This is a genomic window from Kribbella italica, assembly GCF_014205135.1.
GTDB classification, from domain to species: Bacteria; Actinomycetota; Actinomycetes; order Propionibacteriales; family Kribbellaceae; genus Kribbella; species Kribbella italica.
Window position 1 is genome coordinate 3855013 of record NZ_JACHMY010000001.1, and the last position, 22856, is coordinate 3877868.

General features: G+C 69.8%; 23 protein-coding genes. 15 read left to right on the forward strand and 8 right to left on the reverse strand.

Going from position 1 to position 22856, the window contains the following annotated elements; translation table 11 throughout:
* Positions 1-19 precede the first annotated feature (19 nt).
* Both HDA39_RS17805 and HDA39_RS17810 read left to right on the forward strand, forming a co-directional pair.
* Positions 20-1180: an isocitrate/isopropylmalate family dehydrogenase gene (locus tag HDA39_RS17805; RefSeq protein WP_184796400.1), complete on the forward strand. Its 1161-nt coding sequence runs from the start codon at positions 20-22 to the stop codon at positions 1178-1180.
* The gene (locus tag HDA39_RS17810) at positions 1177-2049 is read left to right on the forward strand and encodes an alpha/beta fold hydrolase (RefSeq protein ID WP_184796402.1); all 873 of its coding nucleotides are present in this window, start codon (positions 1177-1179) and stop codon (positions 2047-2049) included. The genes HDA39_RS17805 and HDA39_RS17810 overlap by 4 nt, the downstream gene beginning before the upstream one ends.
* 140 nt (positions 2050-2189) lie before the next feature.
* On the opposite strand, the gene HDA39_RS17815 is transcribed toward HDA39_RS17810, so the two are convergent.
* Together HDA39_RS17815 and HDA39_RS17820 are read right to left on the reverse strand one after the other, a co-directional pair.
* Positions 2190-2570 carry a nuclear transport factor 2 family protein gene (locus HDA39_RS17815; RefSeq protein ID WP_184796405.1) on the reverse strand — a complete coding sequence of 127 codons (381 nt, stop codon included), beginning with the start codon at positions 2568-2570 and terminating at the stop codon, positions 2190-2192.
* Position 2571: 1 nt separating this feature from the next.
* On the reverse strand, positions 2572-3651 hold the full coding sequence (locus HDA39_RS17820; RefSeq protein WP_184806201.1) for a DNA alkylation repair protein: 1080 nt from the start codon (positions 3649-3651) through the stop codon (positions 2572-2574).
* Between the two features lie 110 nt (positions 3652-3761).
* Here HDA39_RS17820 and cobF point away from each other — a divergent pair, with 110 nt between their 5' ends.
* The 3 genes from cobF to HDA39_RS17835 all read left to right on the forward strand — a co-directional run bounded on the left by cobF (position 3762) and on the right by HDA39_RS17835 (position 7012).
* Entirely contained in the window at positions 3762-4514 is a 753-nt protein-coding gene (cobF, locus tag HDA39_RS17825) for a precorrin-6A synthase (deacetylating) (protein ID WP_184796407.1), read from the forward strand.
* Positions 4515-4613: 99 nt separating this feature from the next.
* The gene (locus HDA39_RS17830; RefSeq protein ID WP_184796409.1) at positions 4614-5348 is read left to right on the forward strand and encodes a chitinase; all 735 of its coding nucleotides are present in this window, start codon (positions 4614-4616) and stop codon (positions 5346-5348) included.
* A gap of 74 nt (positions 5349-5422) precedes the next feature.
* On the forward strand, positions 5423-7012 hold the full coding sequence (locus tag HDA39_RS17835; RefSeq protein ID WP_202893030.1) for a carboxylesterase/lipase family protein: 1590 nt from the start codon (positions 5423-5425) through the stop codon (positions 7010-7012).
* On the opposite strand, the gene HDA39_RS17840 is transcribed toward HDA39_RS17835, so the two are convergent.
* Positions 7009-7608 (reverse strand): TMEM175 family protein, encoded by a 600-nt coding sequence (locus HDA39_RS17840; RefSeq protein ID WP_238356764.1) that lies wholly within the window; start codon positions 7606-7608, stop codon positions 7009-7011. The two genes, HDA39_RS17835 and HDA39_RS17840, sit on opposite strands and share 4 nt — an antisense overlap.
* Positions 7609-7688: 80 nt before the next feature.
* Between HDA39_RS17840 and HDA39_RS17845 the strand changes: the two genes are divergently transcribed.
* From HDA39_RS17845 to HDA39_RS17880, 8 genes are all read left to right on the forward strand, one after another.
* Positions 7689-8861: an MFS transporter gene (locus HDA39_RS17845; protein ID WP_184796413.1), complete on the forward strand. Its 1173-nt coding sequence runs from the start codon at positions 7689-7691 to the stop codon at positions 8859-8861.
* A 24-nt stretch (positions 8862-8885) separates the two neighbouring features.
* The gene (locus HDA39_RS17850; protein WP_184796415.1) at positions 8886-10022 is read left to right on the forward strand and encodes a precorrin-3B synthase; all 1137 of its coding nucleotides are present in this window, start codon (positions 8886-8888) and stop codon (positions 10020-10022) included.
* On the forward strand, positions 10019-10651 hold the full coding sequence (locus HDA39_RS17855) for a precorrin-8X methylmutase (protein ID WP_184796417.1): 633 nt from the start codon (positions 10019-10021) through the stop codon (positions 10649-10651). The genes HDA39_RS17850 and HDA39_RS17855 overlap by 4 nt, the downstream gene beginning before the upstream one ends.
* Complete coding sequence (locus HDA39_RS17860; protein ID WP_184796419.1) at positions 10648-12147, forward strand: precorrin-2 C(20)-methyltransferase; 1500 nt, start codon at positions 10648-10650, stop codon at positions 12145-12147. The genes HDA39_RS17855 and HDA39_RS17860 overlap by 4 nt, the downstream gene beginning before the upstream one ends.
* 199 nt (positions 12148-12346) lie before the next feature.
* Positions 12347-13054 carry a 6TM ABC transporter family protein gene (locus tag HDA39_RS17865; RefSeq protein WP_337925781.1) on the forward strand — a complete coding sequence of 236 codons (708 nt, stop codon included), beginning with the start codon at positions 12347-12349 and terminating at the stop codon, positions 13052-13054.
* 255 nt (positions 13055-13309) lie between these two features.
* Positions 13310-13993: a hypothetical protein gene (locus tag HDA39_RS17870; RefSeq protein WP_184796421.1), complete on the forward strand. Its 684-nt coding sequence runs from the start codon at positions 13310-13312 to the stop codon at positions 13991-13993.
* A gap of 258 nt (positions 13994-14251) precedes the next feature.
* Positions 14252-14956, forward strand: coding sequence for an SDR family NAD(P)-dependent oxidoreductase (locus HDA39_RS17875; RefSeq protein WP_184796423.1), 705 nt, complete (start codon positions 14252-14254; stop codon positions 14954-14956).
* A 9-nt stretch (positions 14957-14965) separates the two neighbouring features.
* On the forward strand, positions 14966-15454 hold the full coding sequence (locus HDA39_RS17880; RefSeq protein ID WP_184796426.1) for a cupin domain-containing protein: 489 nt from the start codon (positions 14966-14968) through the stop codon (positions 15452-15454).
* Here the strand turns inward: HDA39_RS17880 and HDA39_RS17885 are convergent.
* The 5 genes from HDA39_RS17885 to HDA39_RS17905 all read right to left on the reverse strand — a co-directional run bounded on the left by HDA39_RS17885 (position 15451) and on the right by HDA39_RS17905 (position 21132).
* Positions 15451-16488, reverse strand: a complete 1038-nt coding sequence (locus HDA39_RS17885) for a LacI family DNA-binding transcriptional regulator (RefSeq protein WP_337925782.1) — start codon at positions 16486-16488, stop codon at positions 15451-15453. The two genes, HDA39_RS17880 and HDA39_RS17885, sit on opposite strands and share 4 nt — an antisense overlap.
* 106 nt (positions 16489-16594) lie before the next feature.
* Positions 16595-17944, reverse strand: a complete 1350-nt coding sequence (locus HDA39_RS17890) for a GH1 family beta-glucosidase (protein ID WP_184796428.1) — start codon at positions 17942-17944, stop codon at positions 16595-16597.
* A 29-nt stretch (positions 17945-17973) separates the two neighbouring features.
* Positions 17974-18867 carry a carbohydrate ABC transporter permease gene (locus HDA39_RS17895; RefSeq protein ID WP_184796430.1) on the reverse strand — a complete coding sequence of 298 codons (894 nt, stop codon included), beginning with the start codon at positions 18865-18867 and terminating at the stop codon, positions 17974-17976.
* Positions 18864-19790, reverse strand: a complete 927-nt coding sequence (locus HDA39_RS17900) for a carbohydrate ABC transporter permease (protein ID WP_337925783.1) — start codon at positions 19788-19790, stop codon at positions 18864-18866. The genes HDA39_RS17895 and HDA39_RS17900 overlap by 4 nt, the downstream gene beginning before the upstream one ends.
* 1 nt (position 19791) lies before the next feature.
* Positions 19792-21132 carry an ABC transporter substrate-binding protein gene (locus tag HDA39_RS17905; protein ID WP_184796432.1) on the reverse strand — a complete coding sequence of 447 codons (1341 nt, stop codon included), beginning with the start codon at positions 21130-21132 and terminating at the stop codon, positions 19792-19794.
* A 153-nt stretch (positions 21133-21285) separates the two neighbouring features.
* On the opposite strand from HDA39_RS17905, the gene HDA39_RS17910 reads away from it, so the two are divergent.
* Together HDA39_RS17910 and HDA39_RS17915 are read left to right on the forward strand one after the other, a co-directional pair.
* Entirely contained in the window at positions 21286-22053 is a 768-nt protein-coding gene (locus HDA39_RS17910) for a VOC family protein (RefSeq protein ID WP_184796434.1), read from the forward strand.
* Positions 22050-22805, forward strand: a complete 756-nt coding sequence (locus HDA39_RS17915; RefSeq protein WP_184796436.1) for an SDR family NAD(P)-dependent oxidoreductase — start codon at positions 22050-22052, stop codon at positions 22803-22805. Before HDA39_RS17910 ends, HDA39_RS17915 begins: the two co-directional genes overlap by 4 nt.
* Positions 22806-22856: the final 51 nt, after the last annotated feature.

A 22856-nucleotide genomic window follows, 5' to 3' on the forward strand; every position in this document is an offset into this window, starting at 1 on the left:
GGCCTGGTCTGATCGAGGGATGACGACGACACAGCGGATCGCACTCATCCCCGGCGACGGCATCGGCCGCGAGGTGGTCCCGGCCGCGCTGGCGGTCCTCGACACCGTCGGGCGGCGGCACGGGATCGCGTTCGGGTACGACGAGTTCGACTGGTCCTGCGCGCGGTACCTGGCCGAGGGCGCGATGATGCCGGCCGACGGCCTGGACCGGATCCGCGACCACGACGCGATCTTCCTCGGCGCGGTCGGCGCTCCCGGCGTACCGGACCATGTGTCGCTGTGGGGACTGCTGATCCCGATCCGGCGGCAGTTCCAGCAGTACGTGAACCTGCGGCCGATCCGGGTCTTCGACGGCCTCGACAGCCCGGTCCGGGGCGCGGTCGCGGGTGAGGTCGACTTCGTCGTCGTCCGGGAGAACGTCGAGGGCGAGTACAGCGAGATCGGCGGGCGGATGAGCCGAGGGTTCCCGGACGAGCTCGCGGTCCAGCAGGCCGTGTTCACCCGCGCGGGGGTGACCCGGCTGGTCGACTTCGGGCTGGACCTGGCCGAGGGCCGGCGCCGGTACGGCGAGGCGGAGCCGTCGACGCGCAGCGAGCCGGCCGGAGCTTTCACCCCCAGCGAGCACGGCGGGACTGCGACCACCCGGCGCGGCGGGTACGTGACCTCGGCGACCAAGTCGAACGGGATCGTGCACACGATGCCGTTCTGGGACGAGATCGTTGCCGAGCGCACCGCCTTGCACCCCGCGCTGCGCTGGGACCAGGAGCACATCGACGCGCTGAGCGCGAAACTCGTGCTCGATCCCGCGCGCTTCGACGTGATCGTGGCCTCGAACCTGTTCGGCGACATCCTCAGCGACCTGGCCGCGGCAGTTGCCGGAGGCATCGGTATCGCACCGGCCGCGAACCTGAACCCGGCGCGCGACTTCCCGTCGATGTTCGAGCCCGTGCACGGGTCCGCGCCCGACATCGCCGGGCGCGGGATCGCGAACCCGATCGGCGCGATCTGGACCGCGGCGATGATGCTCGACCACCTCGGGCATCCGGAGGCCGCCGCGGAGGTGGAGAACGCGATCGCCGCCGTACTGGCGGCTCGGGAGGTACGGACGCCGGATCTCGGCGGGACGGCGACCACGACGACCTTCACGCAGGCCGTGCTCGACGCAGTGGGCACACGATGAAGCTCGACGGTTTCGCCTACCACCGGATCGATGCCGACGGCATCGAGATCAACTGCGCCGTCGCCGGGAGCGGGCCACCGCTGCTGCTCCTGCACGGCTATCCGCAGACCCACCTGATCTGGCACGAGGTCGCGCCCGCGCTGACTGAGACCCACACTGTCGTCGCCACCGATCTCCGCGGCTACGGCGACAGCGCGAAGCCGGCCGGCGCTCCCGACCACGCGCCGTACAGCAAGCGCGCGATGGCCCGTGACCAGCTCCTCGTCATGCGGTCGCTCGGCTTCGACCGCTTCGCTGTCGCCGGTCACGACCGCGGTGGTCGGGTCGGGCACCGGCTGGCCCTGGACCATCCCGAGGCCGTCGACCGTCTCGCCGTCCTCGACATCGTCCCGACCCGCTACACCTTCGAGCACGCCGACGCGACGTTTGCCCAGGGCTACTACCACTGGTTCTTCCTGACCGCGGGCAACGGCATCCCCGAGCGGCTGATCGGCGGCGATCCCGAGTTCTGGATCCGCGCCCGGATGGAGTCCCGTCACCACGGCGGCACGGCGTTCCATCCCGAGGCGATGGCCGAGTACGTCCGCTGCTTCTCCACGCCCGAGGCGATCCATGCCAGCTGCGAGGACTACCGAGCGGCCGCCTCTATCGACCTCGTCCACGACGACGCGTCGTACGGCAGTCCGCTCAGCTGCCCGGTTCTGACGTTGTGGGGAGCCTCCAGCTTCGTCGGGCGGACGTACGACGTACTGGACGCTTGGAGCTCGTACGCCGGCGACGTCCGCGGCGCCGCTCTCCCGTCGGACCACTACCTCCCGGAGGAGGCCCCGGCGGAGACCACCGAGGCCCTCCGGGCTTTCCTCAACTGAAGCCAGACATGCACCACTCGAGCGCGGAAGGTGGACCTGCACCACTCAGCAACTTCGGGCCGGCGTGAGGGGCATGCTGACGACAGGTGTGGGAGCCGATTCGGCGGCGGGTTGGTGAGTGGTGGGCGTCCGGCGTTGCGTCAGGGGGCGATCTCCAGCGAGGCGATGACGTCGCCGGCCAGGGTGAAGCGGTAGATGAGGTCGACCTCGCCGCCGGGGAAGTTGCCTTCCAGGTGGTGGGTGAGGACCCAGTGGGTGTCGTCCAGCTTCTCCGCGTGGGTGAGGTCTTGCGTGTACGTGTATTCGCTGGCGGCGGTTTCGCGCCAGTGGCGGATCTCGTCGTGGCCGGTGTAGGTGTTGCCGTCGTCGAGGACGGTCGCGTCCTCGGCGAACGCGGGAAGCAGGTCGTGGAAGTTGGCCTTGCGGCCGGGCTGCGACTCGCGCAGGTACGTGGTGATCGCGTGCGGCAGGTGTTTGACCGTTTCGGCGACGGTGGGGTCGGGCGGGGTGGGGATGGTCATCTCAGGCCTCCGTGGTCAGGGTGAAGGTGGCGCGGCCGAAGGGGTGGCCGTTGATCTGGAGCTCCAGGGCGTGCTCGCCGTCGTAGTACCGGCGGGTGGAGATCGGTTTGAAGGAGTGGCGCTTGGCGAGGCTGACGGATTCGCCGGGGGCGAGGGTCCGCGTGGTGAGTTTGAAGACCTTCGGGGTGAGCGTGCCGTTGGCCTTCACGTGGTGCACGACGTAGTCGATCGCCAGGCGGACCTCGTCGGGGCCTTCGTTGCGGGCGTCGAAGGTGAACTCGAGGGACTCGCCGACGGTGACTCCTGCGACGGAGAGCAGAGGGCCGTCGACGGTGATGGCAGCGGGTGGCGCGTAGCCGAGGAGGGCGAGAGCTGCGGGGTCGCCCGCCTTGATGAGAGTGCGGAGGGCGTGGCGGACCAATTGCGGTGTGGTTTCGGCGGCGTCGGCGAGCCAGCTGGTGGCGATGTCGACGGCCAGTGCCGGGTTGGCGCGGCTGACGTCGTTGAGGTGATTGGCGACCGAGCGACGGACGTACGCCGATTCGCCGTGGCGCAGGGCGTCGAGGATCTCGCGGGTGACCTCGGGGTGGGCGAGGATCTCGCGGACCTGCTTGGCCCACGGGAGCCGAGGGCGAGTGCCTTCGCTGGCCAGACGGCGTACGTGCTCGTCGGGGTGCTTGGTCCAGGTGCCGACCGTCGCGAGTGTTCGCTCGAGGTCGGCGGCGAGGAAGGTCCGCAGCGCGAACTCGGCGGTGAGCCGAGGGGTCAGCAGGGCAAGGAGTTCCAGCCCTTCTTCGAACGAGCCCGCTGCGGTCGCCCGTACGGCGACTGCTTCGGTGACAGGCCAGATCATCCAGCCGCTGAAGTCGTCTCTGGCCAGCGCTGCCCGGAAGAGTTTGTCGGCGGGGGCGTAGCCGGCCGGCAGATCGGCGAGCAACGCGTCCCGCACCAGCCGGCCACGATCGCTGAACGCCATCCCGGCGAGCTCAACGGGCACTCCCCGCAGCGCGGCGAACTCGAGCCCCGGCTCCACCGCGCGCAGGATCTTCCCCAGAGCGACGACCGACTCCGTACTGAGCATTTCCTCGGCCGTCGGCACAGGTCTCCCCCAAGCAATCGGTTCTACTGACTGCTAAATTAGCAGTTAACCGTACGCCGTTCACCCGGAGGCGGGAACTAGGCTCCTGCGCCATGGAGATCTTGGTGATCGGGATCGGGGCCGGGGATCCGGACCAGCTGACGATGCAGGGCGTGCGGGCGATCGAGCGGGCCGACGTGTTCTTCGTGCTCGACAAGGGGGAGGTCAAGCAGGAGCTCGTCGAGCTGCGGACCGAGATTCTCCAGCGGTACGCACCGGGGGCGAAGGTGGTCGTGGGGCGGGATCCTGAGCGGGATCGCGGCAGTGCGGCGTACGTGGAGTCGGTGGACGACTGGCGGCGCCGACGGGCTGATGTTTGTGCGGGGATGATCGAGCGGGAGTTGAGCGGCGACCAGGTCGGGGCTTTTCTGGTGTGGGGCGATCCCTCGCTCTACGACAGCACGCTGGCGATTCTCGACGACCTCCTGGCGCGCGGCGAGCTCGACTTCGGCATCGAGGTGATCCCCGGGATCAGCAGCGTGTCGGCGCTCGCCGCGAAGCACCGGATCGGGCTGAACCAGGTCGGCAAGCCGATCCAGATCACGACCGGACGGCGGCTGGCGAAGGAGTGGCCGGAAGGCGTCGACGACGTCGTGGTGATGCTCGACGCGCAGACCGCGTTCACCGCGCACACCGACCAGGACGCGGACATCTTCTGGGGCGCCTACCTCGGGACGCCGGACGAACTGCTGGTCGCCGGCAAGCTGTCCGAGGTGGCCGGCGAGATCGAGAAGATCCGTGCGGAAGCCCGTGAACGCAAGGGCTGGATCATGGACACCTACCTGTTGCGACGCGGCCACCGGTAGATATGCAGGGAGATTTCATATAGCTTCGAACCTGTCCCACCGCCCCCAACGGGCCGTGCCCCGCCCCCACCCGGCACGGTCGAGGACAGGAGAATCATCATGAGAACTCCACGATTCGTGCGCGCGCTGCCGGCTCTGGTAGCGCTCGGAGCGGCGCTCTCGATGGTGCTCACCGCACCAGCGGACGCCCGCGAACAAGCCCCGGACGGCGTCCAGGCCTTCCCGGTCAGCGAGTCCCAGTTCAACCAGATGTTCCCGGGCCGGAACCCCTTCTACACCTACTCCGGCCTGGTCGACGCACTCGGCGCCTACCCCGGCTTCGCCAACACCGGCGACGACGCCACCAAGAAACGTGAGGCCGCCGCCTTCCTCGCGAACGTCAACCACGAGACCGGCGGGCTGGTCTACATCAAGGAGATCAACGAGGCCAACTACCCGCACTACTGCGACTGGGGTCAGCCGTACGGCTGCCCGGCCGGTCAGGCGGCGTACTACGGCCGTGGCCCGATCCAGCTGAGCTGGAACTTCAACTACAAGGCCGCGGGCGACGCCCTCGGTATCGACCTGCTCGGCAACCCCTGGCAGGTCGAGCAGAACTCCGCGATCGCCTGGAAGACCGGCCTGTGGTACTGGAACACCCAGACCGGTCCGGGCACGATGACCCCGCACAACGCGATGGTGAACGGCGCCGGCTTCGGCGAGACCATCCGCAGCATCAACGGGTCGATCGAGTGCAACGGCGGCAACCCGGGCCAGGTGCAGAGCAGGGTCGAGGCGTACCAGCGCTTCACCTCCTTGCTGGGCGCCGATCCGGGCGGCAATCTCTACTGCTAGTTCGACCAAAGTCGTAGTGGGCCTGGCCGTCCGGCCGAAGCGGGTCCGGCCCGCCAGGACCGAGGCTGCTGGGCATGACCAGACAACTCGGTAAGAAGAAAGTGCGGCTGGCACTGGCGCTCCTGCTGGTGCCGGCCGCGCTGCTGACCAGCAAGGTGACCGCCTCCGCCAGCGACGCGGTGGAGGTCCGCACCGACGCCGGCGTACTGCGTGGTGAGGTCTCCGGTGAGACCCGGGTCTTCAACGGCGTCCCGTACGCCGCTCCGCCGGTCAAGGACCTGCGCTGGAAGGCGCCGCAGCCGGTGAAGCCGTGGACCGGTGTCCGCGACGCCACGCAGTACCGCAGCGCGTGCCCCCAGCAGGACAACCAGGAGGCGCCCGGTGGGTCCACCACCGAGGACTGCCTCTACCTGAACGTCACCACCCCGGCGAAGGCGTCGGCCAAGCCGCGCCCGGTCGTGGTGTGGGTACCCGGCGGCGGCTTCTTCATGGGGGCCGGCAGCAACTACGGCGCGGCCAAGCTGGCGACCCGTGGCGATGCCGTCGTGGTGACGGTCAACTACCGGCTCGGCATCTTCGGGTTCTTCGGCTACCCGGGCCTGAGCGGCTCCGGCACGTACGGGATCCAGGACCAGCAGGCCGCCCTGCGCTGGGTGCAGCGCAACGCGCGCAGCTTCGGCGGAGACCCCAGGAACGTCACGCTGGCCGGTGAGTCGGCCGGTGGGATGAGTACCTGCGCGCAGCTCACCTCACCGACGTCCGTCGGGCTGTTCTCCAAGGCGATCATGCAGAGCGGGTCCTGTGCGTTCAGCTGGGCCGCGAACAGCCAGTACCCCGGCCAGGCGGCTGACTCGTTCTGGGTCCCCGAGAGCCGCGTGCGGCAGAACGGTGTCGAGTGGGCCGCGGCGAGCAAGGACAAGCTGAAGTGCCGGCCCGGTCAGGCGATGCTGGACTGCCTGCGCGCCGCTGACCCCGCCGTACTGACCGCGGAGACGATGCAGTTCACCCAGGTCGCGTACGGCGGTACCGCGACGCTGCCGCTGAGCCCGGCGAAGGCGCTGAAGGCCGGACTGTTCCACCGGGTGCCGGTGCTGTCCGGCAACAACCACGACGAGGCCACGCCGTGGCTGACCGCGTTCAACGGCGGCAAGATCACCGATGCGGACTACCCGCGGCTGGTGAAGGACATGGTCGGGGCGAAGCGGGCTCCCGCCGTACTGCGTGAGTACCCGCGCGCCAAGTACGCGTCCGCCGCTGAAGCCTGGGCGACGGTGACGACGGACCGGATCTGGTCGTGCACGCAGGTCGCCAGCGACCAGCAGGCGGCGCGGAAGGTACCGGTGTACGCGTACGAGTTCGCTGACAAGCACTCGCCGCTGTCGCAGGCAGGGCAGGGCGCCGCGCATGCGACGGAGCTGCCGTACCTGTTCGCGCTCGGCGGCTGGGACGCACCGCTTACCCCGGCTCAGCAGCGTCTGTCGGACCAGATGGTCGACTACTGGACGGCGTTCGCTCGTACCGGCAACCCGAACGGGCCGGACAGTCCGCACTGGGCACCGGTCAAGCGTGGCGACGTCAACGGCCTTTCACTGGCACCCAGCGACCAGGGCGGAGTCAAGAAGGTCAACCTGACCGCCGAGCACCACTGCGACTTCTGGAACTAGCCGTACCTCCTGGCCAGCGGCCGGCTGATCACGGGGGTCAGGAACAGCAGGAACAGCGCGTAGAAGGCGACGTGCGGAACCAAGGCCGCGAGCACGAAGGCCAGCCCGAACAGGCCCGCGGTGACGATCGAGTTGATCAGTTCACCGCGGGTCACCGGGTTGTCCGGGTCCTCGATGTCCGGGTGCCGCTGGATCATCAGCACCAGGCCGGTCTGGCAGAGGCTGAGCACCCAGATCGTGCCGATGTAGAGCCCGCTGGTGAACCGGCTGGACTCGAACGACCCGATGATCTCGGTCGGGAACGGCAGGATGACGATCAGCAGCAGCCAGCCGAGATTCAGCTGGATCAGGCGGGTGTTGTACCGGCGGACGTGCTCGAAGACGCGGTGGTGCACCAGCCAGAACCGGACGATCACCACGAAACTCAGCAGGAACGTGAAGATCTGCGGCCGGTGCTCGGTGATCACCTCGACCGCGGTCAGGCCCTCGGTCTTCGACTCCGTCACCACCTCGACCAGCGGCAGCACGAGCAGCGTGACGGCGATGGCCACGACGGCGTCGGTGAACAGCACCAGGCGGTCCGGGTTCCTCGTCATACTCACGGGCGACCACGGTAGTGGATCAGGAGGGCGGAAATCCGCCAGAGTTGCCGGTAGCAACCAGGTGGACTGGTCGCATGTCTGGTGCGGTGCTGGTGCGTACGCCGGTGGTCCGGTGGCTCGGAGTGGTCGCCGTGACGCTCGGGATCTTCTCGATCGTCACGGCCGAGATCCTGCCGATCGGGTTGCTGACCCCGATCGGGAACGACTTCGGGCTGTCACCCGGGCGGACAGGCTGGCTGATGACGGCGCCCGGCCTGGTCGCCGCCGTGGCAGCGCCCGTGGTGACCGTGACGACCGGGCGGGTCGACCGGCGGGTGATGCTCGGGGTGCTGATGGTCGTGCTGGCCGGTGCTGACCTGCTCGCGGCGGCGGCCGGTGCGTACTGGCTGGAGCTCGTCTCACGGGTCCTGGTCGGGCTGGTGATCGGTGGGTTCTGGTCGATCGGCGCCGGGCTCGCTGGACGCCTGGTGCCGGAGCACCAGGCGGGGCGGGCGACCGGGGTGATCTTCTCGGCGGTGCCGCTGGGGTCGGTCCTCGGCGTACCGGCCGGGACGTTCCTCGGAGAGCACGGTGGGTGGCGGTTCCCGTTCGTGCTGCTGGCCGGGCTGAGCCTGCTGGTGCTGGTGGCGCTCATCCTGTTCGTGCCGCCGCTGCCCGCTGAAGATGTGACCCGGCTGGCGGTGCTGCGGGAGGTACTGCGGCTCAGGCAGACGCGAGTGGGGTTGGTGGCGACCTGTCTGATCGTGGTGGCCCACTTCGGCACGTACACGTATGTGACGCCGTTCCTGCGTGAGGTGACCGGCGTCCGGCCTGAGCTGATCAGCAGCTTGCTGCTGGTCTACGGGGTCGCGGGGCTGGTCGGCAACGCTGTCGCCGGGCTGGCCGTCGGCCGATGGCTGCGTCTCACCTTCACCGCAGCGGCTTGTCTGCTGGCGCTGGCGACGTTGCTGCTGCCGCTGCTCGGGCGGACGACGCTGGGAGCGGCCGGCCTGCTGGTGGTGTGGGGCCTCGCGTACGGCGCGGTGCCGGTCTGCTCGATGAGCTGGTTCGCGGCGGCGGCGCCTCAGGCGCGGGAGGCGGCGACCGTGCTGTTCACCTCGTCGTTCCAGGCGACGCTGTCCGCCGGGGCGCTGGCTGGTGGACTGCTGCTGGACCGGACGTCCGTGTCGGTGGTGATGGTGTGTGGTGGGCTGACCGCTCTCGTGATGGCTGGGGTGCTGCTCCGCGGTGACGCAGAACACAGCTGATGGGTGGGACGTAGCATCACGGCTGTGGCCAGCACTGGGAGGAGTCAACCGGACCGCTGTCCTGGTGTGCTCTCGGTGCACCAGGCGGCTGATGGCGGGCTGGCTCGGGTCCGGCTGCCGGGTGGGGTGCTGAGCCCGGAGCAGCTGCGGGTGCTCGCCACGGCCTCTGCTGAGCTGGGCGACGGAAATTTGGAGCTCACCTCGCGGGGGAACATCCAGATCCGGGCGCTCAAGGCTCCGGAGGAGCTGTCCGACCGCCTGTACGACGCCGGCCTGCTGCCGTCGATCACGCACGAGCGGGTCCGGAACATCCTGGCCTCTCCCCTGTCCGGGCTCGACGGGTCGTACGCCGTGCAGCCGCTGGTCGCCGAGCTGGACCGCGCGCTGTGTGCTTCGCCGCGGCTGGCTGAGCTGCCGGGGCGGTTCCTGTTCACGCTGGACGACGGGCGTGGAGACCTGGCCGCCGTCGGGGCTGATGTCGGGGTGCGGGTTGTTGGCGGCCAGCTGGCGTTGCTGCTGGCTGGTGTGGACAGCGGGGTGCGGCTGGCGCCGGCTGAGGCTCCGCAGGTGATGCTGCGGGCGGCTGAGGCGTTCCTGGAGGAGCGGGACGGCGAGTGGCGGCTGGGTGAGCTGGCGGATGGTGTGGCCAGGGTGCTGAGCAGGCTGGGGTACAGCAGGTCGGTTGGGCAGATGGCTGGGGAGCTGGCGGAAGGCCAGCCCGTGCGGGCCGGCGTCTACGGACCGGAGTTGCTGGTGGCGACCGTGCCGTTGGGGAGTCTGGGGCCGGAGCAAGCCGCCGTACTGGCTGAGGCCGAGCACCTGCGGGTGACACCGTGGCGGTCGGTGGTGGTGGTCGGTGGCGACGTCGACCGGCTGCAGCAGACCGGCCTGGTGGTGGACGGTGAGTCGCCGTGGACCAGGGTGACGGCGTGCGCCGGCAAGCCTGGCTGTGGCAAGGCGCTGGCCGACGTACGGCGGGACGCGCGGCGGGTGACGCCGACGCTTCAGCCAGGACGCAGGCCGGTGCACTGGTCCGGATGTGAGCGGCGGTGTGGGCAGCCCGCGGGAGACTTCGTGGACGTGCTCGCGCTGACCGACGGGTACTCGGTCGACGGTTCAGAGGCCGTGACCGCCGAGCAGAGTGTGATGAGGATGCGGTGAGCCAGTACGAGTACGAGACCGACGGGGCCGAGATCTACCGGCGGTCGTTCGCGACGATCCGGGCCGAGGCCGCGCTCGGTGACCTGCCGCCGGACGTCGCGCAGGTCGCCGTGCGGATGATCCACGCCTGCGGGATGACCGATCTGGTCTCGGACATCGCGTGGTCCTCCGGGGTGGTGAAGGCTGCCCGCCAAGCGCTGCAGCAGGGTGCGCCGATCTTCTGCGACGCGGCGATGGTCGCGGCGGGTGTCACGCGGCGTCGGCTCCCCAAGGACAACGAGGTCGTCTGCACGTTGAGCGACCCGTCGGTGGCGGAGCTGGCGAAGAGCTTGGGGACTACCCGGAGTGCGGCGGCGCTGGACCTCTGGGGTGACCGGCTCGAAGGGGCAGTGGTTGCCGTGGGCAACGCTCCGACGGCGCTGTTCCGGTTGCTCGAGCTGATTCGCGACGGCGCGCCCAAGCCGGCCGCCGTCCTGGGGATCCCGGTCGGGTTCATCGGGGCGGCCGAGTCCAAGGAGGCTCTGGCGGCGAACGACCTGGGGCTGGAGTACCTGGTCGTCCGCGGCCGCCGGGGCGGCAGTGCGATCACCGCCGCCGCCATCAACGCGATCGCTAGCGAGGAAGAGTGACCGGACGGCTGTGGGGTGTCGGGCTCGGCCCGGGCGACCCCGAACTGGTGACGGTGAAGGCCGCGCGACTGATCGGCGCGGCCGACGTGATCGCGTTCCACAGCGCGCGGCACGGGCGGAGCATCGCCCGCTCGGTCGCGGCGCCGTACCTGCGGGACGGTCAGGTCGAGGAGCACCTGGTCTACCCGCTGACAACGGAGACGACCGATCACCCGGGTGGGTACCAGGGTGCGATGGACGACTTCTACGCGGAGTGCGCTCAGCGGTTGGCGGCGCATCTCGACGCCGGGCGCGACGTCGTCGTACTGGCCGAGGGGGATCCGCTGTTCTACGGGTCCTACATGCACATGCACAAGCGGCTGGCGGATCGGTACGAGTGCGAGGTTGTGCCGGGGGTGACGTCGGTGAGCGCGGCGGCCGCCGTACTGGGTCGGCCGTTGTGTGAGCGCGACGAGATCCTGACGGTGCTGCCGGGGACGCTGCCGCCGGATGTGCTCGCGCAGAAGCTGCGGGAGACCGATGCTGCGGCCGTGATGAAGCTCGGGCGGACGTTCGGGAATGTGCGCGAGGCGTTCGAACTGGCGGGGCGCGCGGACGAGGCCTGGTACGTCGAACGCGCGACCACTGACAAGCAACGCACTGCCAAGCTCGCCGACGTGGATCCGAGCGAAGTGCCGTACTTCTCGTTGGCGCTGCTGCCGAGCCCGATCAACAACACGTTCGAGAGGCCGGAACAGCAGAAACAAGACGAAGGTTCGGTGACCGTTGTCGGGCTCGGTCCGGCCGGGCCGGAGTGGATGACGCCCGAGGTTCGGGCCGCGCTCGCCTCTGCTGACGACGTGATCGGCTACGGCCCGTACGTCGATCGCCTGCCCGACCGGGCCCGCCAGCGCAAGCACGGCTCGGACAACAAGGTCGAGTCCGAGCGGGCCGCGTTCGCGCTCGACCTCGCCCGCAAGGGGTCCCGGGTCGTCGTGGTCTCCTCCGGCGACCCCGGCGTCTTCGCGATGGCCAGCGCGGTCACCGAGGTCGCCGCCGAACCCGAGTACGCCGACCTCGCCGTCCACGTCCTGCCCGGCATGACCGCCGCGCAGGCCGTCGCCAGCCGGGCCGGCGCGCCGCTCGGCCACGACTACTGCGTGCTGTCGCTCTCGGACCGCCTCAAGCCGTGGGACGTGATCGCCGCCCGCCTGACCGCGGCGGCGACCGCGGACCTGGCGATCGCGATCTACAACCCGGCGTCCAAGTCGCGCACCTGGCAGGTCGCCGCGACCCGGGAGCTGCTGCTCGAGCACCGCGACCCGGGGACGCCGGTGGTCGTCGGCCGCGATGTCGGCGGAGCGAACGAGTCCGTCACGATCACCACGCTCGGTGAGCTCGACCCGGCGACCGTCGACATGCGCTGCCTGCTGCTGATCGGGTCCTCGCAGACCCGGTCGGTCGAGCGTCCGGGCGGGCCGCTGGTGTTCACTCCGCGTCGCTATCCGGCGGTCTGACCAGGACGCGGACGCGCACCACTCACCAACCTCGCCGCTCGCCCCGACACCGCACCCCGCCGAGCGTGAGCCTGCCGGCGACCGAGAGGTTAATGAGTGGTGCACGTCCGCCCCGGTCTCCAAGATTTCGGACAAATCTGCCGCATCGCGTGAATGAGCCGCGCAACTCCTGGGTAGGCCCCGGCACGAGGCGCCCCCCGTGAGGAGAACTGTTGTGGTCCAGCCGTACGAAGATCCTGGCACGCTGACCGAGTTGCGGCCCGACACGAGCACGCGGCGCTACGAGGAAGCGCGGGCGGCGGCTCACCGGGCGATGTCGACGGTCCGGATCGTTCCGGACCAGCCGGAGAGCGAAACCGAAGGCGTCGAGACCGAGGTGCCGGCGTACCGGGGGTTCAAGGCCGGGGCGGCCTTCTTCGGCTGGCTGATCGCGCTGTCGATGACGGTCTTCCTGAGCCTGGTGGTCGCCGGGATCGGTGGGCTGGCCGGCTACTTCCTCGACTACACGGCGGTCGACGCCCGGCAGCGACCGACCGAGGTCGCGCTGGCCGGGGCGGTCGGCGTGACGATCGTGCTGAGCCTGGCGTACTTCTGCGGCGGGTACGTCGCCGGCCGGCTCGCGCGCTTCGACGGGAAGCGGCAGGGCTTCGGCGTCTGGCTGATCACCGTGCTGGTGGTCGTGCTCATCGCGGGGATCGGCGCCGCGCTGAACGTCTGGTACGACACGGTCAGCCGCTTCGACCGCACGGACCTGCCGCTGCGCCTGGGCACGCTCGACTCCGACCTCCTCCTGTACGGCGGCCTGGCGACCGCGGGCGCGGCCGTGCTGCTCACGCTGCTCTTCGCCATCCTCGGCGGCCGCGCCGGCCGCCGCTTCCACGACAAGATCGACGCTGAGCTGGACTAGGGCGTGTCTCTCGGTCCCTCGCCGTAGCGAGCAGGTGCTCGGTGCGGTAGCTCAGCGTGCTGGAGTGAAGGCCTCGATGTTTTTCCATCGTGGTCTTCGCTCCAGTGCGCTGAGGTGCCGTGCCGAGTGCCGCGCAGTAGGCGAGGGGCCGAGAGACACGCCCGCACCACCCGGGAATCGGACGCGGTGCATGTGCGCGTGTACGGCCGGGTACGGGAGGTGAGAGACGGGGCCGTCACTGTGAGGAGAACAGCCATGGTCCAGCAGTACCGCGACGATACCGACGGGCGCGTCGGTCCGCCCGAACAACGCTTCACGCCCGACCGGACGGCGACGCAACCGGTCGTCGTCGAGGAAGGTCCGGTCGACGAGCGCAAGCCGCTGCACCGCTCGCCGGTAGCGACGTCCAGCGCGGCCGAGGTGGACCCGGCCTACCGCGGGTTCAAGGGTGGTTCGGCGTTCTTCGGCTGGCTGATCGCGGTCGGCCTGATCGTGCTGCTGACCGGCATCGTCGGCGCCGTCGCGGCGGCGGTCGACTACGCGGTCACCATCGACCGCGGGCTGATCGACGAGCAGGCCGGCACGATCGGGATCGTGTCCGGCGCGCTGCTGGTCGTCGTCCTCGCGATCGCCTACTACAACGGCGGGTACGTCGCCGGCCGGCTCGCGCGGTTCGACGGCGCGCGGCAGGGCTTCGGCGTCTGGGGCATCGGCGTCGCGGTGACGCTGGTCGTCGCCGGGATCGGCGCTCTGGCCGGGTCGCAGTACGACGTCCTGGACCGCGTGGACCTACCGTCGATCCCGATCGCCGACGCCGACCTCACCACCGGCGGAATGATCCTCGGTGCTGCCGTCCTCGTCGTGACGTTGCTGGCCGCGATCATCGGCGGCAAGGCCGGCCAGCGCTACCACCACCGCATCGACCACAGCTTCGACTGACCTCCCCGGAGAGGCCGGATGCCCCCGTCCGACTCTCACCCTCCCCGAAGCGGGGGAAGCCCGGGCCCTCCCCCGGCTTCCCCCGCTTCTCCTTTGTGTGGCGCTGCATCCGAAGGATCATCCCCCGGCACCTACCAAGTACCGACCCCCGATCGGTGGCTGGTACTTACTAGGTGCGCGCGGGGTGAGGGCGGATCGGACCTATCCGGCATCCGGGAATCCCTGGTCAGCCCAGCGGCAACTGCAGAGGATCGACGCATGCCAGGTCGGACAGCGTTGGTGATCGGCGGGACCAGCGGGATCGGTGCCGCTGCCGCGCTGCGGCTGGCGAGCGACGGGGCGACCGTGGTCGCGGCCGGCCTCGACCCGGACGCGGCGCCGGCGGAGCTTCGTCAGGTGGCGGAGCTCCGCGCCCTCGACCTCCGCTCACCCACCGACCTCGAAGATCTCATCAAGCCGTACGACGAGCTGGACGTGCTCGTCAACGCCGCCGGGATCATCCGCCGCGGCGCCGAGCACCGGCCGGAGGTGTTCGCCGAGGTGCTCGCGATCAACCTCACCGGCGCGATGCGCGCCGCCGAGGCCGCGCACGACGCACTGGCCGCCGCCAAGGGCTGCATCGTCAACGTGGCCTCGATGCTGAGCTACTTCGGCGGGCCGCTCGTCCCGGCGTACAGCGCCAGCAAGGGCGGCATCGTGCAGCTGACCCGCTCGCTCGCGGTCGCCTGGGCGGCCGAGGGCATCCGCGTGAACGCCGTCGCGCCGGGCTGGATCGCGACCGACCTGACCGCCGCGCTCCAGGCGGACCCCGACGCCTCCGATCGCATCCTCGGCCGGACCCCGATGGCCCGCTGGGGGACGCCGGCCGAGGTGGCCGGCGCGATCGCGTTCCTCACCGGCCCCGACGCGGGCTTCGTCACCGGTGCCGTCCTGCCCGTCGACGGCGGCTACCTGAGCGCCTGAAGGAGACCCGTGAGCCAGATCCCCATCTCGACCGCCGTACCGCTGGAGATCGCGGTCCAGGCGGTGCCGGACGACGACCGCATCTGGGTCCCGCAGGCGCCCGACGTGTGGTTCCGCCCGCTGATGCTGAACACGATCACCGGCCAGTGGTGCAACCTGCTCAAGGTGACCCGGTCCGGCATCGTCTCGCGGCACCGGCACCCGAGTGCCGTGTTCGGGTACGTGATCAAGGGCAAGTGGCAGTACGACGAGCACGAGTGGGTCGCCGAGACCGGCTCGTTCGTCTACGAGCCGCCCGGTGAGATCCACACCCTGCGCGTCCCCGAGGACACCGGCGAGATGATCACGTTCTTCAACATCTCGGGCGCGATGATCTACGTCGACGACGACGGCCACCAGACCGGCTACGAGGACACCTTCACCAAGATCCAGCTCTGCCGCGACCACTACGCCGCCAACGGCCTCGGCGCCGACTACGTCGACCAGTTCATCCGCTAGGCGGACTCGCGGATGACCAGCTCCGTCGGAAGGATGCGGGTGGCGGCTTCCTCGCCGCGGATCTGGCGGAGCAGAACGTCCACCATGTCGCGAGCGACCAGCTCGAGCGGCTGGCGGATCGTGGTGAGCGGCGGGTCGGATTCGCGCGCGATGCGGGAGTCGTCGAAGCCACCTACCGCCACGTCGTCCGGCACGCGACGCCCCGCCCGCCGCAGCTCGACCAGCGCACCCGACGCGAGCAGATCGGAGGCAGCGAACACAGCATCCAGGTCAGGGCTCTTGGCCAGCAGCTCATGCATAGCCCGTACGCCGGCCTCGTGGCTGTAGTCGTCCACGGACACCACCAGCCGCTTCAGCGCCTTCCGGCCGAGCACGTCCTGGTAGCCCTGCAGCCGCTCCTGCCCACCCGCGATCTGCGGCGCGCTGATCATGCCGACCCGCTGGTGCCCCTGCTCGACCAGGTACCGGGTCATCTGCCGCGCGCCCTCCCGGTCGTCGGCGGCGACGTACGGCAGCACGTCGCCAGGGACCAGCGGGCGCCCACACACCACAGCCGGTACGCCGGCCCGGGCCAGCTCGGTGATCAGCGGGTCGCCGGAGTGGGTGGAGATCAGCAGGACGCCGTCGACGTGCTCGCCGCGGACGTAGCGCAGGATCCGGTTGCGCTCCTCGTCGCTGGTCTCCAGCATCAGCACCAGGTTGATGTCCTGCTCGGCCAGCGCCTGGGTGCACGAGCGCAGCAGCACGCTGAAGTTCGGGTCCTCGAACAGGCGCTCCTGCGGCTCGGACAGCACGAAGCCGATCGCGTTGGACTGCTTGGTGACCAGGCTGCGGGCGCTCTGGTTCACCGTGTAGCCGGTCTGCTCCATCGCCTGCTGCACGGCCTCCAGCGACGCGGCGCTGACGTAGTGGCCGCCGTTCAGCACCCGGGAGACCGTGCCCCGGGAGACTCCGGCCAGCTCGGCGACGTCGTCGATGGTCGGACCACGCCGCATCGCTCGCCGGGCCGCGCCACGGGACTTGGGATGGACCACCGGCGGTTCCGCCTTGGTCCTGGATGACGTCCTGCCTGCCACGTGTCCCACTCCTCGTTGTGCCCTGGCGCGGCCTCATCATCTCAGGCGGCCGGACTGTTGCCGCTCACCGCCGGGGTACGGCGTTGCCGCGGGCCACCTGGCCGAGCCAGCCGGCACTGGTCTTCGGAGTCCGCTGCTGCGTCGCGTAGTCGACGTGGACCACACCGAAGCGCTTGGCGAACCCCTCCGCCCACTCGAAGTTGTCCAGCAGCGTCCAGACGAAGTAGCCGCGCACGTCGACGCCGTCCTGGATCGCCTGGTGCAGCGCGAGCAGGTGGCCCTGCAGGTAGTCCACCCGCAGCGGGTCGTCGACCGACCCGTCAGCAGCCGGTACGTCGTCGTACGCCGCGCCGTTCTCGGTGATGTAGAGCGGCGGCAGTCCGTCGTACGCCGCAGTGAGGTCCGCGACCACCTCACGCAGCCCGTCCGGCTGGACCGGCCAGTCGACCGCCGTGACCGGGACGCCCTCGGGCAGCACGGTCCTGGCGAACAGCGGTCCGGTCTCGGTGGCCTGGACGAGCATCCGCCGGTAGTAGTTGATGCCCAGGAAGTCGATCGGCGCGCTGATCAGCGGCAGGTCGCCGTCCTGCACCCACTCGAAGCTCCCGAGCCGCTCCAGAGCGTCCTCCGGGTAGGCGCCCCGCAGTACCGGGTCCAGGAAGAGCCGGTGGCTGTCCCCGTCCAGCCTGCGGGCCGCCGCCTGGTCGGCCTCACTCGACGTAGCTCCCTCGACCGGGCTGACGTCCAGCGTCAGCCCGACCGACTGGCCGGCCGCATGGCGACCGTCACGCAGTACCTGCAGGCCGAGCCCGTGGGCGAGCAGCAGGTGGTGCAGAGCCCGGTTGCGCTGGTCCTGGTCCTTGATGCCCGGCGCATGGATGCCGTCGCCGTACCCGGCATGGCTGGAGACCTTCGGCTCGTTCAGCGTGATCCACTGCTTCACCACGTCACCCAGCGCGTCGTGCACCACTCCGGCGTACTCGGCGAACCTGTACGCCGTGTCCCGCGCGGCCCAGCCGCCCTTGTCCTGCAGGGCTTGTGGCAGGTCCCAGTGGTAGAGCGTCACGTACGGCGTGAGGTCGCGCGCGAGCAGCTCGTCCACCACCCGGCGGTAGTGGTCGATGCCCTTCTGGTTGAGCGCACCCGAGCCGTCCGGCTGGATCCGCGGCCAGGCGATCGAGAACCGGTACGCGCCGAGCCCGAGGTCGGCCATCAGCGCCACGTCCTCGGGGTACCGGTGGTAGTGGTCGCACGCGACGTCCCCGGTGTCCCCGCCGGCGATGGCACCCGGGACCTTGGTGAAGGTGTCCCAGATCGACGGGCCACGCCCGTCGGCGTCCACCGCGCCCTCCACCTGGTACGCCGCGGTCGCGGCGCCCCAGACGAAACCGTCGGGAAAACGTGCGTCAGACATAGAGGTCCTCCAGAGAGTGTGCGGTGGGGTCAGCCCTTGACGGCGCCGCTGACCAGGTCGATGCGCCAGTAGCGCTGCAGGAACAGGAAGAGCGCGATCAGCGGCAGCACCGAGAGGAAGGCGCCCATGATCACCAGCGAGTACAGCGCGGGCTGGCTGGCGCCCTGGTTGAGCATCGAGAACAGGCCGACCGTCATCGGGAAGTGCCGGTCGTCGGAGATCATGATGTAGGGCAGCAGGAAGTTGTTCCAGATCGCGACGAACTGCAGCAGGAACACCGTGATCATGCCCGGGATCATCGGCGGCAGGCCGATCGACCAGGCCAGCCGGTACTCCCCCGCGCCGTCGATCCGGCCCGCCTCCAGCATGTCGTCGGAGACCACGGCCGCGGCGTAGATCCTCGACAGGTAGATGCAGTACGGGCTGATGATGCTCGGCAGCAGGACGGACCAGTACGAGTTGACCAGGCCGAGCTTGGACATCAGCAGGTACTGCGGAACGGCGAGCGTGATCTGCGGGACCAGGACGCCGGCCAGGATGCACCGGAAGATCGCCTCCCGGCCGGCGAACCGGTACTTGGCCAGCGCGTAGCCCGCGGTCACCGAGACCGCGACCGACAGCAGCGAGCCGGCGCCGGCGTACAGGAGGCTGTTGAGGGCCCACTTCCAGAAGATGCCGGAGCGGAACTCCAGCAGCGTGCGCAGGTTGTACTCGAAGCCGCCGTTGAAGCTCGGCCAGAACGAGAACGTGGTGAACAGGTCGTTCGGGCCCTTGGTCGCGGCGATCACGACCCAGGCCACCGGCATCAGGCAGTAGAGGGCCCCGAGCAACAAGATCGCGGTGGAGACGTACCGGGTCTTGCGCGGCTTGCGCGCGGTGGTCCGGACGGTGGGAGCCGAGCGCTCCAGGACGGCGGTGGTCATCGGTCCTCCCCGAAGGCCCGCTTCTGCAGGAAGCTCAGGACGGCGAGCGAGACCGCGAGCGTGCCGGCCGCGAGCAGCACCGAGGCGGCGGCCGCGGTGTAGATGTCGTTGTTCACGAAGGCGTCACGGTAGATCGTCATCAGCGGCACCCAGGTGAACGAGATCGAGTCGGTCAGCGGTTGCAGCGTCGACGGCTCGCTGAACACCTGCAGCGACGAGATCAGCGAGAAGATCCCGGTCATCACCAGGGCCGGCGCGATCAGCGGGACCTTGATCCGCAAGGCGATCTGGAGCTCGCTCGCGCCGTCCACCCGGGCGGCGTCCTGCAGTTCCTCGGGCAGGCCGCGCAGGGCGGTGTAGAGCACGATCATGTTGAAGCCGACGCCGCCCCAGATCCCGATGTTGGCGACCGAGAACAGGACGGTGTCCGGCCCGAGGAAGTCGGGCGCGGGCAGCCCGATCTTCTCCAGGGTGGCCCGGATCGGGCTCACGCCCGGCAGGTAGAGGAAGCCCCACAGCAGTGAGGCGATCACGCCTGGTACGGCGTACGGAAGGAAGATGCCGAGCCGGGTGAACGACTTCAGCCGCGCGCCCTGGGAGTCGAGCAGCAGGGCGAACAGCAGCGCGAGCCCGAGCATCACCGGGACCACGATCACGCCGTACCCGAGCATCCTCACGACCGACTGCGCGTACGCCGAGTCGGTGATCGCTCCGGCGTAGTTGGCCAGGCCGACGAACGTCTCCTTGCGCAGCCCGAGCCCGCCGCCGGTGACGCGGGAGGCCCGGAGGCTGAGCCAGAGCGTGTAGCCGATCGGGACCAGCAGGAACAGCACCAGCAGGATGATGGCCGGGAGCATCAACACGTACGGCGCCGCGCCGCCCTCTCGTCGTGGGCGGCGCACCCTCAGCGGAACGGCCGACACCTCAGGACTCCTTGACCTGGAAGCCCTGCTTCTTCAGGTCCGCGACCGAGGCCGCCTGCAGCTGGTCGACGGCGGCGGCGAAGTCGCCCTTGGTCTGGACCGCCTTGGCGAACAGGTCGGAGTACTGGCTGTAGGTGACGTTGACGTTCGGCGCCCAGGTGAAGCCGCGCGCGGTCTTGGCGATCGTCGCGGCCTCGGTGAAGAAGGTGGGCTGGTTCGGCATCATCGCCGGTGCCTTGCTCAGCGCGGGCGTCGACTGGCCGGCCGTCGCGGCCGGGTAGATGCCGCCGGAGGTGACGAAGGCCTCGAGCGCGGCCGGGTCGGTGTTCAGCCACTTGACGAACTTCTGCGCCTGCGCGGTCTGCTTCGACTTGGCCGCGATCGCGGTCGCCGAACCGCCCCAGAAGCCGGTCGCCGCAGTGGCGTCCCACTGCGGCATCGGGACCATCTTCCACTTGCCTTTGGTGGTCGGCGCGACCCCTTGCAGGACGCCTGCGCCCCAGACCGCGCTCGGCCAGGCGAGCAGGGTCCCGTCGCTCATCGCCTTGTTCCACTCCGGCGTGTACATCGGCTTGCCCTGCAGGGTTCCGGCGTTGACCAGGTCGCCCCAGAACGAGGCCAGCTTCTTGGTCGGCTCGTCGTTGATGCCGACCGACCAGGTGCCGTTGTCGTTGGTCCACCAGTTCGCCCCGGCCTGCTCGGCCAGCCCGGCGAACCAGCCCGGGTCGCCGGAGGAGAAGGTCGCGAGGTACCGCTTGGAGTCCTTGCTGCGGACCTGCTCGGCCAGCGCGCCGAACTCGTCCCAGGTCTTCGGCACGGTCAGCCCGAACTGCTGGAACAGGTCCTCGCGGTAGTAGAGCATCATCGGCCCGACGTCCTGCGGGATCGCGTACGTCTTGCCGCCGAACGACGTCAGCGCCCAGGTGCCGTCGGTGAACGCCCCCTTCACCTCGGCGGCCAGTCCGCTCAGGTCCGCCGTCACGCCGTTGGTGATCAGCACCGGCAGCGCCTGGTACTCCGCGTGGATCAGGTCCGGCGGGTTGCCCGCGCGGTGCGCGGTGACGATCTTGGTCAGCAGTTCCTCGCCCTGCGCCTGGGCGCTGACGGTGACCTGCTGGGTCGGGTTCTGCTGGTTCCAGATCGCGACGACCTTGTCGATCCCGGTCGTCCAGGTCCAGAACGTCAGCTTGGCCGGCGCGTCCGGGTCACCGGACGGCTGCGGTGCGGCGGCCGGGTCGTCGTCGGAGCTGGAGCACGCGGCGAGCCCACCAGGAAGCGCCGCGACCAGTCCGAGCCCACCGACCCCGCGCAGGAACCTGCGTCGGTCGATTGAGTGAACCATGATGCCCTCACGATCGGTCGAGTCTGTGAACGCTCACGGATTTCTGTGAGCGATCACAGAATTGGGCGGCCGATCGCTGCTGTCAAGGCTCTGACCCGAGATTGCGTGGTTCGGGGGCAGACATTCTGTGAGCGGTCACGGTAGGGTCCGGGCATGCTCAACGGACTGCGCCGGGTCGAGCTCGGCTGCCGTGATCTCGAACGGTCACAGGCGTTCTACGAAGGGTTGCTGGGGTTCTCCCCCACCGGGCCGGTCCGCGACGGCCGGCTGACGGTCGGTCGCGGGACGGTGCTCCTGGACCTGCTGGAGGTCGGTGCTGGTGGCAACCAAGGTGGCTGGCGCAACGAGGACCTGCAGGGCGGGATCCGGCATCTGGGGTTCAAGGTGGGGGCGGTGGACGCGGAGATCTCCCGGCTGGAGGCGGCCGGGGTGACGGTGTTGTCGCAGCCGGCCGACGTGCTCGGGGACGTGCGGATCGCGTTCTTCCTGGATCCGGACGGTGCACGGCTGGAGTTCATCCAGGGGAACCTGAGCTACCAGCGGATCGGATCGGCCGCGCTGGCCGAAGCTGAGGCTCGGCAAGTGCCGGACGCGCAGCCGCGGTTCGACCACGTCGCGGTGACGGTGTCGGACCTGGACGCCGCGCTGGCGTTCTGGCGGGACCGGTTCGGGTTCGCGGTGATCGGCGACATCCGGCACCACGGTGATCCGCGCGGCTTCCTGATGACGTACCTGCAAGCTGGTGACGCGGTGCTCGAGGTGTTCAGCTTCGACGGACCGGTCGAGCCCAACGACCTGAGCGCCGCCGGTCGCGGCGTCCTGGGGCCGCGGCGGCTCGAGCTGCTGGTTGACGGAGCGCCGGGCGGGCAACATCTGGTCGCACCTGACGGTGTTCCGGTTCTGCTGGGAGGACAGCGATGACACGCATCTTGGTGACAGGCTCGAACGACGGGATCGGCGCGGAGATCGCCGCCGAGCTGTCGCGACGGGGGCACGACGTGATCCGGCACGCGCGGAACGCGGAGCGTGCGGCTGGGCTGCCTGGTGAGGTGGTTCTCGGGGATCTCGCGTCGCTGGAGTCGACGCGGGAGCTGGCGGCCGCCGTACGGGAACTGGGTGCGCCGGAGGTCGTGGTGCACAACGCGGGGACCGGGACGGACGAGAAGACGCGGCCGGTCACGGGCGACGGGTTGGAGCGGTTGTTCCAGATCAACGCGCTGGCGCCGCTGCTGCTGACCGCGCTGCTGCCGGTGCCGCGGCGGTCGGTGTTCGTCAGCTCGGACTCGATCGTGCGCGGGAACATCCGGCTCGACGACCTGCAGCACGCGGAGAGCTGGACCGGCGATTCGGCGTACGCGGACTCGAAGCTGGTGATGGCGGCGCTCGCCTTCGCGCTGGCGCGGAAGTGGCCCGCGTCGCTGATCAACGCGGTGCACCCGGGGTGGGTGTCGACGAAGATGAGTGGGTACGCCGCGCCGCTGACCGTTGCCGAGGGCGCCGATACGCCGGTGTGGCTGGCGGTGTCGGAGGAGCCGGAGGCGCTGGTGTCGGGGCGGTTCTTCCAGAAGCGCGCGGTGGTCAACTTGAACGACCAGGCGTACGACACCGAGGTACAGGACAAGTTGCTGGCACAGTGTTTGGACCTTGTCGGGGAGACTCTTCCGACGGCCTGATGCTCGTCGCCTACCGCACACTTGAGGCGGCGGAGTCGCCGCCTACCTCCC